This window comes from Sedimentimonas flavescens, from assembly GCF_019264375.1.
Taxonomy (GTDB): domain Bacteria; phylum Pseudomonadota; class Alphaproteobacteria; order Rhodobacterales; family Rhodobacteraceae; genus Rhodobacter; species Rhodobacter flavescens.
This window is the reverse complement of record NZ_JAHVAI010000020.1, coordinates 1-13,143: the sequence shown is the minus strand read 5'-3', so window position 1 is coordinate 13,143 and position 13,143 is coordinate 1. Positions and strand designations below refer to the sequence as shown.

11 protein-coding genes are annotated in these 13,143 nt (G+C 64.7%); 6 read left to right on the top strand and 5 right to left on the bottom strand.

The genetic code is table 11. The annotated features are described in order from the left end of the window. Positions 1 to 3: 3 nt before the first annotated feature. The 5 genes from KTQ37_RS15015 to KTQ37_RS14995 form a co-directional block, all read right to left on the bottom strand. Positions 4 to 996 (bottom strand): ABC transporter substrate-binding protein, encoded by a 993-nt coding sequence (locus tag KTQ37_RS15015; protein WP_218631327.1) that lies wholly within the window; start codon positions 994 to 996, stop codon positions 4 to 6. After that, entirely contained in the window at positions 993 to 2,909 is a 1,917-nt protein-coding gene (locus tag KTQ37_RS15010; protein WP_218631326.1) for an MFS transporter, read from the bottom strand. The genes KTQ37_RS15015 and KTQ37_RS15010 overlap by 4 nt, the downstream gene beginning before the upstream one ends. Then, the gene (locus tag KTQ37_RS15005; RefSeq protein WP_218631325.1) at positions 2,902 to 3,633 is read right to left on the bottom strand and encodes a hypothetical protein; all 732 of its coding nucleotides are present in this window, start codon (positions 3,631 to 3,633) and stop codon (positions 2,902 to 2,904) included. The genes KTQ37_RS15010 and KTQ37_RS15005 overlap by 8 nt, the downstream gene beginning before the upstream one ends. 128 nt (positions 3,634 to 3,761) lie before the next feature. Further along, on the bottom strand, positions 3,762 to 4,478 hold the full coding sequence (locus tag KTQ37_RS15000) for a response regulator (protein WP_218631324.1): 717 nt from the start codon (positions 4,476 to 4,478) through the stop codon (positions 3,762 to 3,764). Then, positions 4,475 to 6,466 carry a hybrid sensor histidine kinase/response regulator gene (locus KTQ37_RS14995; RefSeq protein ID WP_218631323.1) on the bottom strand — a complete coding sequence of 664 codons (1,992 nt, stop codon included), beginning with the start codon at positions 6,464 to 6,466 and terminating at the stop codon, positions 4,475 to 4,477. The genes KTQ37_RS15000 and KTQ37_RS14995 overlap by 4 nt, the downstream gene beginning before the upstream one ends. Positions 6,467 to 6,655: 189 nt before the next feature. Here KTQ37_RS14995 and KTQ37_RS14990 point away from each other — a divergent pair, with 189 nt between their 5' ends. The 6 genes from KTQ37_RS14990 to KTQ37_RS14965 all read left to right on the top strand — a co-directional run bounded on the left by KTQ37_RS14990 (position 6,656) and on the right by KTQ37_RS14965 (position 13,015). Then, the gene (locus KTQ37_RS14990) at positions 6,656 to 8,296 is read left to right on the top strand and encodes an acyl-CoA synthetase (protein WP_218631322.1); all 1,641 of its coding nucleotides are present in this window, start codon (positions 6,656 to 6,658) and stop codon (positions 8,294 to 8,296) included. Between the two features lie 67 nt (positions 8,297 to 8,363). Beyond that, positions 8,364 to 9,122, top strand: a complete 759-nt coding sequence (locus KTQ37_RS14985) for an ABC transporter ATP-binding protein (RefSeq protein WP_218631321.1) — start codon at positions 8,364 to 8,366, stop codon at positions 9,120 to 9,122. Between the two features lie 50 nt (positions 9,123 to 9,172). Further along, a complete protein-coding gene (locus KTQ37_RS14980; RefSeq protein WP_446033356.1) occupies positions 9,173 to 9,871 on the top strand; it encodes an ABC transporter ATP-binding protein in 699 nt (232 codons plus the stop codon). Positions 9,872 to 9,908: 37 nt separating this feature from the next. Beyond that, positions 9,909 to 11,114, top strand: coding sequence for an ABC transporter substrate-binding protein (locus KTQ37_RS14975; RefSeq protein ID WP_218631319.1), 1,206 nt, complete (start codon positions 9,909 to 9,911; stop codon positions 11,112 to 11,114). A 73-nt stretch (positions 11,115 to 11,187) separates the two neighbouring features. After that, a complete protein-coding gene (locus KTQ37_RS14970; RefSeq protein WP_218631318.1) occupies positions 11,188 to 12,078 on the top strand; it encodes a branched-chain amino acid ABC transporter permease in 891 nt (296 codons plus the stop codon). Positions 12,079 to 12,091: 13 nt separating this feature from the next. After that, positions 12,092 to 13,015 (top strand): branched-chain amino acid ABC transporter permease, encoded by a 924-nt coding sequence (locus KTQ37_RS14965; protein ID WP_218631317.1) that lies wholly within the window; start codon positions 12,092 to 12,094, stop codon positions 13,013 to 13,015. Positions 13,016 to 13,143: the final 128 nt, after the last annotated feature.

The window sequence follows — 13,143 nt, the reverse complement described above, 5'->3', positions numbered from 1 at the left end:
GCGTCACTCGACCGTTTCAGCGATGTCGAGCAGTTCCAGCGGTGGGTAGACACCGATCTTGCGCGCCATGTTCGTGTCGATGGTGATGGCAAAATCCTGCATCCGCGCCACGGGCAGGCTGCCGGGCAGGGCGCCCTCAAACAGGATCTGCTCGGACAGTTGGCCTGCAAGCCTGCCCACGTCGCCATAACGCGCCGCGACCGAGATCAGCGCGTGGCCCTTGCGCACCATATCCTCATAGGGGCTGATGACGGGCATCTTCGTGGCAAGGGCCGCCGCGTGGAGCGCCTCGCTTTCGGCCTGTAGAAAGGACGAGCTTCCGACATAGACAAACTCGGCGCCAGCCGCTTTCAGGGCGGCCATGCCGGCCTCGATATCCTGCGCGCGGGGGTGTCCATCCTCGCCAAGCGGCAGTTCGACGGCGGTGAAGGCGATCCCCCGTTCGGCGGCAAGCGCGGCCATCTCGTCGCGCTTCACGACCGAGTTTTTTTCATCCGCGTTGAACAGAAGGCCCAGATGGGCGAAGGCGGGCATGTAGCTGCGGATGGTCTGGAGGGTGACGGTCTCGGGCATCCGGTTGTAGGTGCCAGTGATATTCGCACGGCCGGTCTCCTCAAGCGATTGCACGACGCCCGCGCCGACCGGGTCGGCCACGATCATGAAGATCTGCGGGATCGTGTGGTTGAACTGCGGCGCCTCCAGATCGGCCAGCGTTCCGGCGATGCCGATGGTGGCGCTGGTGCCCCAGGTCAGGATCAACCCGGTCCCGCGCTGGCGCGCCTCGTCGAGGAAGCCGGGCAGGCGGGTCTTGTCCTGTGCGGCGTCGCGCAGGGTGAAGGTGACGTCGTGCCCGCTGGCTGCGAGGTAATCCTGAAAGCCCGCGCAAGCCTCTTCGCAGCCACGCCATGTCACGATCATGATATTCGCGGTCTCGGCAGTCGCCGTCCCGACCCCCAGAGCGACAGCCAGTGCGGCGGTGGCAATCTTCGATCTCATGGCCTGCGCTCTCCCTTCTCGCGGCCAGCCCATGCGATGCCGCCCGCGCCCACGACTCCCAAGACTACCAACAGTGCAAGCATTTCCAAAATCGATCCCGTGGGCAGTGTTCTCATGGCCAGCGTTGTCAGCGCCAGCCCTGCCAGCGCGCCGAGGCGCTCGGCGATGCGCAGGCCGGAAAGGCTCAGGCCCGCCGCCTGCGCGATTTCGGTGATCAGGGCCAGAAGCGGCCCGCGGATCAGCGCGTGGCCGATCCCGATGCCAGCGGTCGCAAGGATCATGGTCACGAACCCCATATCGCGCGACAGCGCGACAAGCGCTGCGGCAGTGACCATCGCCCCAAGCGTCACGGCGGCCCATCGGCCGCGTGCCAGGCCGCTCAGGGTGCCGCCCAGCAGGATCTGCGCGAGGTAGTAGAGCATGACGACCCGTGCGGTTTCCGAGGTGTCCGCCCCAAGCGCCGCAAGCTGCATCGGCGCCAGAAACCATACAAAGACCGCCGTCACGAGGTTGAGGGGGATCGCGATGCCAACTGTCAGCGCGGCGTAGCGCAGAGTTGCCAGAGGTTCTCGTCTTCCCGGCGCCGTTGCCACCGAGGCGGTGTCGGCCGGGGTGTCGGACGCCATGGTTAGCTGGCCCATCATCGCCGCGCCCAGGACAAGCGCGGCACCGACCGTCAGGGCGAAGCCGTAGCCGAAATGCTGCGCCATGACCCCGCCCAGAACCGAGCCGCAGAAGGTTCCGCCGAAGATCATCGCGATGAAGGTGCCCGAGGTGCGCGACAGCGCGGCCCCGCGCTCGGCGCGCAGCGCATATTCCTGACAGGCGATCGAGGCCAGCGCGTAGCTGATGCCGACGCCCGCGCGTGCCACGGCGATCATGAAGACATCGCGCGCCACGGCCATGACCAGAAGTGAAAGCGCCGCGGGGAGCGCCGAGGCCACGAACAGCCGCCGCGCGCCGAACCGCTCGGCCATGCGCCCGCCGAAGGGCGACAGGGTCATCACCGCCAGCAGGTAGAACAGCAACGGCAGGGCTGCTGCCAGATTGGCCGAAAGCCACTCGGGCCGCCCCTCGGCGCGCGCAAAGACCGGCAGGAACGAGGCCGAGACCTCGGTCCCCGCGACGAAGACGAAGAGGGCAAAGCGGATGTCGATGATCTCGGCATAGCGCAGGCGGGGCAGCGCGTCTGCCGCCTGACGGGTAACCGCCGCCGAGAATGCATTGAGGCGCCGCGCAAGCCGGCGGAACAGCGCGATGCCAGTGGGTCGGATGGCGCGCGAATAATCTCCGGCCTGTTGCTGCGCGAGCAGCCCCTGAATACGGCGCAGGGGTTTCCAGATTGATGCGGCCACGACCGCCAGCGCCAGCTCGACCCCGATCAGCAGAAGCGCGATGGCCAGCACCGATACGTCAAGCAGTACACCGCGCAGCTTCGTCTCGGCAAACTGCGCCGAGCTTTCGACCCGGACGGTACCCACCATGTCGTTGCGTACAAGGATCGGCAGGGCAAAACCCGTCGCCTCGACACCCAGCCGGACGTCAAGGCCGGTGCGGCTCAGCAGTGTCAGGCTGACCTCATTCGCGGCCTCGGCGATGGTCTCGCCGTGCCGGGTTTCCAGCGACACGCGCTGAACCTCGGGGAATTGGGCGATGGTGGTTGCGAGATAGCCCTCAAGCCCGGCGATGGAGCCGATCGGGATGCCCGATGCGACGCTTTGCTCGACCTTGGAGCGGATGATCTCGCCGATTAGCCGGGTGCGCTGGTGCAGTTCGGGGGCGACGGCGCGGTCGAATGAAACCAGCGTGACGAAGCTGAAGGCAAGCACGGTTGCAGCGATCAGCAGCGCCAGCATGGTAAGCATCCGGCCCCGGATCCGCTGCGTTCCTGTAATATCCGCCCCCTCAGCCATGCTCGTCACCCCGGTCGCGCAGGGCCTGCCGGTAACCCGCAAAGACCGCCCTCAGCGCCTGGCCGAGACCGTTCGTGCTTGCCACTCCGGCCGTCACGCGGCCAGACCAGACATCCTGTTCGAACGCTTCGATCTGTGCCTCGGCGCTGCTAAAGGCCGCGATCTGCGGGCGCAGCCATAGCCAGATCCCGGCGCCGGACAGGGCCGACATCACTGCCCAGATCGCCAGTGCCGAGGTCAGCAGTTCCGCCGCCATCGCGCGCACGAGGATGGTGCTTTCGCGCCGGTCGATCTCGACCACCACGGCTCCCAAGGGGTGCCCCGTCGCGCCGACGATCTGCACGGCACTGAACAGGTGCGCGCCATCCGACCAGTTCCAGCGGGTGTCCTCGGCCCGGCGCGCGGGCATCTGCAGACCTGCCCCACCCGTGGCGCGGATCACCGCCCCGTCTGCGTCAATGACATAGACGCCCGCGATGGCATCGTCACTTTGGCGCGCGCGTTCAAGGAGTGCGGCGGAATTGCGGACGCTGGCCAACGGCAACCCGATCCGCGCCGCCGCCTCGAAGGGTTCTGCCGTCATCTCGGCCAGAACCGCCAGCCGCCCGCTGAGCAGGTCGGTCTGGATCTGCTTGAAGTTCAGGATCGCAAGCCCGACGAACAGCGCCAGCACCAGCGCCAGCGTGGCCACCGCAACGGCCCAGAGCCGGAGGAAGACCGCCACTAGCCCCGGCTCCGGCTAGCGATGGTTGGGGTCGGGACTGGCACGGAGTGATCTCTCGCGTCGATTACGGGTTCCGACACACAGCATGCCATAACGCGCAGCGATTTCGAAAAAAACCGTGAGCGGCTTCAGTCGCTCCAGTCCACCTCGGCGCTAAAGATGTAGCCCGCGCCATAGACCGTGCGGATGACTTCGCCATCGTCGGGTGCGCGCGCGATCTTGCGACGCAGGCGGCAGACACGGGCGTCCATGCTGCGATCGAAGGGCTCGTTCGAGCGCCCCTGCGTCGCATCGAGCAGGTTCGAGCGGCTCAGCACACGGCCCGGTGCGCGCAGGAAAGCCTCAAGCAGGCTGTTCTCCGACGAGCTGAGCGTGACCTGGTGGCCATCGGTATGCGTCAGGGTGCAGGCCTTGAGGTTCGCGGTCCAGCCGCCAAAGCTGGCCACCGAATGTGGATCGCTCTCGGCGGCCTCGCGGCTCTTGCGGCTGCGGCGCAGGACGGCGCGCAGGCGGGCTACCAGTTCGCGCGGCTCGAAGGGCTTGACGATGTAGTCATCCGCGCCGATCTCAAGCCCGACGACCTTGTCGGTGACCGAACCGCGCCCGGTCACGATCACGCGCGGCATGTTCTCGGGCAGGGTATTGCCGTTGATCAGGCTCAGCCCGTCGCCATCGGGCAGTGACAGGTCGATCAGGCAAAGGTCCGGTGTCTGGCGGCGCAATTCGCGCTCGAACTCGGCCAGGCGGCGGAAGCTGCGCATGGTGAAGCCCTGCTGCACGAGGCTGCGCTCGATCAGCCGGCTGATATCCAGATCATCCTCGAGAAGGTACACAAGCGTGCTCATTTGCTCGATCTCTCTGCAATGGACATTCCACGGGAAATATCGCGGCGCGCGCGCTGGCGCGCCTTGGAAAGCGCGTCGGTCAGCTGCGCATCGGTAAAAGGTTTGCGTAATGCGGGAATATCGGACAGCGCGCCATCATCGGGCTGGGTCAGGCTGGCCTGACCGCTCATCAGCAGGACGGCGATTTCGGGGCGGGTGGCGGCCAGATGCCGGGCCAGCGCGAAGCCGTCGGTCTTGCCTGGCATGTCGATATCGGTCAGCACGATGCCGACCTCTTCGATATGATCCAGCAGGTTCAATGCCTCGTCCCCGGTTTCGGCCTCGATCAGCGGATAGCCAAGCGCCGCGATCTGACGGCGGATGGTGCGCCGCACCTGCATGTCATCCTCGACCAGCAGAAGCAACTCGGCCGCACCCGCCTCGGGGCTGGCCTCTGCGGTGGGGGCGGGTTCGGCGGGCGCACGCAGTTCCACCCCCGGCAACAGGATGGTGAAGCGCGCGCCTTGCCCCGGCGCGCTGTCCACCGAGATTGCCCCGTTCGACTGTTTGACGAAACCATAGACCATCGATAGCCCAAGGCCCGACCCTGCCCCTGCGGCTTTCGAGGTGTAGAAGGGTTCGAACACCCGCTCGGTCTGTTCGGCCGACATGCCGCAGCCGTCATCCGAGAAGCGGATGCGCACGTAATGGCCCACCGGCAGGTGCAGCAGTTCGGCCTCTTCGGGGGGCAGGTCGTACGGCGCGACCTCGATCTCGATCCGCCCGACGCCCCCGGTCGCATCCTTGGCGTTGATCGCAAGGTTCAGCAGCGCCATCTCCAGCTGCGCCCGGTCGACAAGGGCCGAGGGCACATCGGTGCGATACTCCTGCACGATCTCTAGGCTGCGCGGCAGGGATGAGCGCAGCAGCGTGTGGATCTCTTCCACGGCGCCGACAATATCGGTGGGTTCGGGGGCGAATTGCTCACGCCGCGCCAGGGTCAGCAGCCGCTGCGTCAGCGCCGAGCCGCGCCGCGCCGCCGAGATCGCCGGGGCAAGGTAATCCGCGACCAGTTCCCCCTCGCCCAATTCCTCGGCCAACGGCACGAGATTGCCCAGGATGATCGTCAGCAGGTTGTTGAAATCATGCGAGATGCCGCTGGCCATACGGCCAAGCGCATCCATCTTCTGCGAACCCATCAGCGCCGACATGGTGGCCTTGCGGCGCGTCACGTCGATCGACAGAAGGTAGAACCCGATCACCTCGCCCGACGAGGGCGTCTCGGGGCGCAACAGGGTGCGAATATCCTTGAAACGACCATCGGGCAGCTCGATGCGCATCTCGAAGTCCACAAGCGCACCGCGCCGCGATTGTTCGAAGAACCGCGCAGACTCGCTCAGGGTGCGCGGATGCAGGATGTCCGAGGCGTAGAGGCCGATCACCTCTTCGGGCGTGCGCCCATAGGCCCCGGCAAAGCGACGATTGGCGTACAGCACCTTCATGTCGCGGGCGATATGGGCGATGCCGGCGGGCACCTCGTCGGCGATCAGCTTGAGCCGCGCCTCGCTGAGTTGCAGCGCATGGGTCCGCTCTTCGACCAATTGTTGCAGTCGCGCCTCCTGGTTCCGGCGCTCGGTGACGTCGGTGTAGATCGTCACGAAGCCGCCACCGGGCAGGGGCGAGCCGGTCACCTCCAGTACGCGTCCGTTGGGGCGCGCGCGCTCGAACTGGTGGCGCTCGAACCGGCGGGCCTTCTCGACGCGCTCGGCCACCAGCGCATCGGGATCGCCGGGGCCATATTCACCGCGCGCGGCATTGTAATGGATGAAGCTGGCGAAATCCGCGCCCTGAAAGGCCAGATGCGCGGGGTAGTCGCACATCTCAAGGAACTGGTCGTTCCACGCGATCATGCGCAGGTGCTGATCGAAGATGGTAATGCCCTGGTCAAGCTTGCCAAGCCCCTCCAGGACGAGGCCGGAAAGGCCGAGATCATTTGGCGCGTCTCGCATCATGTCGTCCGTTGGGCGTTGGCTTGGCACATCCTACGATGCGACAGCGGGCCGGGTTTCCCAAGCCAAATTCCCGGCATGTCACAATTGGATACATTTCGTGGAAAATTGGGCAATATGCCCGTGTGTAAGTTTTGCGCATTGACTCGGAGCAGGAGGGGTTCCGGGTCGAGCGGAGGGACTTACATCATGAACAAGCACAGCATCTACGAAAGTGGACTGGATGCGAATGCGGCAAATTATGCCACGCTGACGCCCCTGTCTTTTGCAGAGCGCACCGCCTCGGTCTATCCCGAGATGACGGCCGTCGTTTACGGCGATCTGCGCCGCAATTGGGGCGAAACCTATGAGCGCATGTGCCGTGTTGCCAGCGCGCTGGCGCAACGCGGCATCGGCAAGGACGACACCGTCTCGGTCATCGCCGCCAACATCCCCGAGATGTTCGAGGCCCATTTCGCCGTGCCGATGGTTGGCGCAGTGCTGAACACCGTCAACACCCGTCTGGATGCCGAGGCGATTGCCTTCATCCTCGCCCATGCCGAGGCCAAGGCGGTCATGGTCGACCCGGAATTCAGCGATGTGGTCGAACGCGCGATCAAGATCAGCGGCCGCCGCGACATGCTGGTGATCGACATCGAGGACGCCACCTATGAGGGCGGCCACCGTATCGGCTCGGTCACCTATGACGAGTTGCTGGCCGAGGGCGATCCGGCCTTCCGTTACGATCCGCCCGCCAGCGAATGGGATGCGATCAGCCTGAACTACACCTCGGGCACCACGGGCAATCCCAAGGGCGTGGTCTATCACCACCGGGGCGCCGCGCTGAACGCGATGTCGAACATCATGACCTGGGGCATGGCTCATCATTCGCGCTACCTCTGGACGCTGCCGATGTTCCATTGCAACGGCTGGTGCTTCCCCTGGACCATCGCGGCCAATGCCGGTGTCTGCGTCTGCCTGCGCTCGGTCCGTGTCGAGCCGATCTACGAGGCGATCCGCACCGAGAAGGTCACCCATTTCTGCGGCGCGCCGATCGTTCTGAATATGCTGGCGAACGCGCCTGATGAACTGAAAGACTTCTCGCACAAGGTCAAGGTGATGACCGCCGGGGCCTCGCCGCCGGCCGCCGTGATCGAGAAGATGGAAGCTATGGGCGTCGAGGTCACCCATGTTTACGGTCTGACCGAAACCTACGGCCCCTCGGTCGTCTGCGCCTGGAAAGGCCACTGGGACGATCGCAAGCCCGAAGAGCGCGCGCGCCTCAAGGCCCGTCAGGGCGTCAAGAACGTGGCGCTGTCGGGGCTGATGGTCGCCGATCCGACCACGCTCGAGCCGGTTCCCTCGGATGGCGTGACGATGGGCGAGATCTTCATGCGCGGCAACAACGTGATGAAGGGGTATCTCAAAAACCCCTCGGCCACGGACGAGTCGTTCAACGGCGGCTGGTTTGCCTCAGGCGATCTCGGCGTGATGCATCCCGATGGCTATGTCGAGCTCAAGGACCGCTCAAAGGACATCATCATCTCGGGTGGCGAGAATATCTCGTCGGTCGAAGTCGAGGACGTGCTTTACAAGCATCCCGCGGTGATGGAGGCGGCCGTTGTCGCCCGCCCCGACCCGAAATGGGGCGAGACGCCTTGCGCCTTCGTCGAGCTGAAAACCGGGCAGGAGCTGCCCGAGGCCGACCTGATCGCCTTCTGCCGCCAGAACATGGCGCATTTCAAGGTGCCCAAGACGATCGTTTACGGGTCTCTCCCGAAAACCTCGACCGGCAAGGTTCAGAAGTTCGTCCTGCGCGAGCAGGCCAAGGCGCTGAACACGTCAAAATGACCCCCCTGAACTGGAGGCGTTGCGGGGCTTGCCCCGCACGCCGCCCTCTTTCTGCAAAGCGAGTGTCATGAGCAAATCCGACGATTTCATTCTGGAAACCCGCGGGTTGACCAAGGAGTTCAAGGGCTTCACCGCCGTGAGCGAGGTTGACCTTCGTATCCGCCGCCACACCATCCACGCCCTGATCGGGCCGAACGGTGCGGGCAAGACCACGGTCTTCAACCTGTTGACCAAGTTCCTGATCCCGACGCGCGGCTCAATCGCGTTCAACGGGCGCGACATCACCAATGCCAAGCCCGCGGAAATCTCGCGCATGGGCGTGGTGCGTTCGTTCCAGATTTCGGCCGTTTTCCCGCATATGACCGCGCGCGAAAACGTCCGCGTGGCGCTGCAACGCAAGCTCGGCACCTCGTTCCACTTCTGGCGCTCGGAAAAGACGCTGCACAAGCTCAATGACCGCGCCGACGAATTGCTCGGCATGGTGGGGCTTGAGCGCTTCTGCGACGCGATGGTCGGCGATCTGCCCTATGGCCGCAAGCGTGCGCTGGAGATCGCCACGACCCTCGCGCTCGAACCCGAGATGATGCTGCTCGACGAGCCCACGCAGGGCATGGGCCGCGAGGATGTCGAGTTGATCACCCAGCTGATCCGCAAGGTTTCGAAGAACCGCACAATCCTGATGGTCGAGCACAACCTGGGCGTCGTTTCGACGCTTTGCGACCAGATCACCGTCCTGCAACGCGGCGCCGTTCTGACCGAAGGCACCTATGCCGAGGTCTCGGCCGATCCGCGCGTCAAGGAAGCCTATATGGGGAAAGCGGCATGAGCGACGTGATCGAGAACCACGACATCGGCGGCCAGCACGTCTCGGAGCATATCGAGGAGCTGCGCATCCAGGACCTGCACGCCTTCTATGGCGAAAGCCATGCGCTGCACGGCATCGACATGAAGGTCTATCAGGGCGAACTGGTCACGCTTCTGGGCCGCAACGGCTCGGGGCGCACCACCACGCTGCGCTCGATCATGGGGCTGATCGGCCACCGCACCGGCTCGATCATGCTCAAGGGCGAAGAGGTGATCCACGCGACGCCCCATTCCATCGCGCATCTGGGCGTTGGCTACTGCCCCGAAGAGCGCGGCATCTTCTCGCGCCTGTCGGTCGAAGAGAACCTGATGCTGCCGCCGCGCGTGGCCGATGGCGGCATGTCGGTCGAGGAACTCTACGAGATGTTCCCCAACCTTGCCGAACGTCGCCGCAGCCAGGGCACCCGCCTGTCGGGCGGCGAGCAGCAGATGCTGGCCATGGCCCGCATCCTGCGCACCGGCGCCAATATCCTGCTGCTCGATGAGATCACCGAGGGCCTTGCCCCGGTCATCGTGGACAAGCTGGGCGAGGTGCTGCTTGAGCTGAAGACGCGCGGCTACACCGTCGTTCTCGTCGAGCAGAACTTCCGCTTCGCAGCCCCGCTCGCCGACCGTCACTTCGTGATGGATCACGGCAAGATCGTCGCGACCATCAAGGCCGATGAGCTGGAGAGCAAGCAGCACATTTTCGACCAATATCTGAGCGTCTGAGGAGGACGCCGGAAATCATCCTAGGAGGAGGAACTTAATGAAACTGTTCAAGAAACTCGCGGCCAGCGCCTCGGTTCTGGCGATGCTCGCCAGCGGTGCAAGCGCCGAAATCAGCGATGGCGTCGTCAAGATCGGCCTGCTGACCGACATGTCGGGCACCTATTCGGACGTGGCGGGTCCGGGCACCATCACCGCAGCCGAAATGGCGATCGAGGAATTCGGCGGCACCGTCGCCGGCGCACCGATCGAGCTGGTCTCGGCCGACCACCAGAACAAGGCCGACATCTCGGCCAACAAGGCGCGCCAGTGGGGCGACACCGAGAAGGTCGACGCCTTCGCGGAACTCGTGACCACCTCGGTTGCCATGGCGGTCTTCGAAGTGGCCAAGCAGCAGAACAAGATCGCGCTCGTCTCGGGTGCGGCCTCCTCGCCGCTGACCAACGACGCCTGCATCCCGACCGGCCTGCACTGGACCTACAACACGCGCGCGCTCGGCGTCGGCACCGGTTCGGCCGTCGTGGCCGAGGGCGGCGACAGCTGGTTCTTCCTGACCGCCGACTACGCCTTTGGCGAGGCGCTTCAGGGCGACGTGTCGAAAGTGGTCGAGGCCGCTGGCGGCAAGGTTCTGGGCTCGGTCAAGCATCCGTTCCCGGCGTCTGACTTCTCCTCCTTCATGCTGCAGGCGCAGGCCTCGGGCGCGAAGGTCATCGGCCTGGCCAACGCCGGCGGCGACACCATCAACGCGATCAAGGCCGCCAAGGAATTCGGCATCGTCGAAGCCGGTCAGAAGATCGCCGGTCTGCTGGTCTTCCTGTCGGACGTCCACGCGCTTGGCCTCGACACCGCGCAGGGCCTGCAGATGACCGTGAGCTTCTACTGGGACATGAACGACGAGACCCGCGAGTGGTCGAAGCGCTTCTTCGAGAAGACCGGCAAGATGCCGACGGGCATCCAGGCTGGCACCTACTCGGCCGTGCGTCACTACCTGAAGGCCATCGAAGCCACCGGCTCGGATGACACCGATACCGTTCTGGCCAAGATGCGCGAAATGCCGGTCGAGGACATGTTCGCCAATGGCGGCGTTCTGCGCACCGACGGCCGCATGGTGCACGACATGTATCTCGCAGAGGTCAAATCTCCGGCCGACTCCTCCGGGCCCTGGGACTACCTCAAAATCGTGCGGACCATTCCGGGTGAAGAGGCTTTCGGCCCTCTTTCCGAAAGCACCTGCCCCACGAAGTAATGCGAGATGCGACCACCGGGTGCCTTCGTGGCATCCGGTGGAGCATCCGGCAATGCAAACAAGGACATAACCTATGCTGACGGATCTGCTGGGCTTTCCCCCGCAAGTGCTTTTCGGCCAATTGCTTCTGGGCCTCATCAACGGCGCGTTCTACGCGGTGCTTTCGCTCGGCCTGGCCGTCATCTTTGGCCTTCTCAATATCGTCAACTTCGCTCATGGCGCGCTTTACATGCTGGGCGCTTTCGCCACGCTGGGGCTGACGCAATATCTGGGCATCGGCTACTGGGGCGCGCTGATCTTTGCGCCGCTGATCGTCGGTGCCATCGGTGTCGGGCTTGAGCGCGTGCTGCTGCGCCGCCTGTCGGGCATCGACCACCTCTACGGCCTGCTGCTGACCTTCGGTCTTGCGCTGGTGATCGAGGGGACCTTCGTCAAACTCTTTGGCGCCTCGGGCATTCCCTATCCCACGCCGGAAGCGCTGCAAGGCGGCGTGAACCTTGGCTTCATGTTCCTGCCCTTCTATCGCGGCTGGGTCGTGGTGGCTTCGCTCGCGGTCTGTGTGGCGACCTGGTATCTGTTCGAGCGCACCAAGATCGGCGCCTATCTGCGCGCCGGCACGGAAAACCCGCGCCTGCTGCAGGCCTTCGGTGTGAACGTACCGCTGCTGACCACGCTGGCCTATGGCTATGGCGTCGCACTTGCCGCCTTCGCCGGTGTGCTCGCCGCGCCGATCACGCAGGTCAATCCGCTGATGGGCTCGAACCTGATCATCGTCGTCTTCGCCGTAGTCGTGATCGGCGGCATGGGCTCGATCATGGGCGCGGTGGTGACCGGTCTGAGCATGGGCGTCATCGAAGGCCTGACCAAGGTGTTCTGGCCCGAGGCGTCTTCGACCGTGATCTTCGTTGTCATGGCCATCGTTCTGGTGCTGCGCCCGGCAGGGCTGTTCGGCAAGCCCGCGTGAGAGGATACGGACAATGAACAAGTTTCTCGGCTATCTCATCGTTCTGGCCATCTCGCTGGCAGCGCCGCTCTTCATCTACCCCGTCTTCCTGATGAAGCTGCTGTGCTTTGCGCTCTTTGCCTCGGCCTTCAACCTTATCCTGGGCTATGGCGGGTTGCTCAGCTTCGGTCACGCGGCCTTCTTCGGCGGCGCAGCCTATATCTCGGGCCATGCGCTCAAGGTCTGGGGCCTGCCGACTGAACTGGGCATCCTTGTCGGCGCGCTTTCGGCCGGTGTCCTCGGGCTTGCGATCGGCACTCTGGCGATCCGTCGTCAGGGCATCTACTTCGCCATGATCACGCTGGCCATGGCGCAGATGGCTTACTTCGTCTTCATCTCCTCGCCCTTCACCGGCGGTGAGAACGGTCTTCAGGGCGTGCCGCGTGGCATGGCGCTCGGGATGATCGACCTGACGAATGACCGCTCGATGTATTACTTCGTGCTGGCGATCTGTCTGGCCGGCTTCCTGCTGATCGCGCGCGCCGTGCATTCGCCCTTCGGTCAGGTGCTCAGCGCCATTCGCGACAACGAAGACCGCGCTCGTTCGCTCGGCTATGACATCGAGCGTTACAAGCTTCTGGCCTTCGTGCTTTCGGCGACGCTGGCGGGCCTGGCCGGTGCGACCAAGACGGTGGTATTCCAGCTGGCCTCGCTGACCGACGCGCATTGGCACATGTCGGGCGAGGTGGTGCTGATGACGCTGCTCGGTGGCCTTGGCACCATCGCCGGTCCGGCCGTGGGCGCGGGTATCATCGTGACGCTGCAAAACTACCTTGCCTCGGGGCCGCTGGCCGCCTGGGTGCCGGTGGTGCTTGGCGTGATCTTCGTGGCCTGCGTGCTCTCGTTCCGCCGCGGTGTCGTCGGCGAATTGCGTGAGTTCCTGCGCCGCTCGTTCTGATCCTGTCCGGGGCCCATCGGGGCCCCGGCCTCTTCTGCCCACAGGAGTGTTCCCATGAAGGTATTGGTGCCTGTTAAGCGGGTGATTGACTACAACGTGAAGGTTCGCGTGAAGGCGGACGGAAGCGG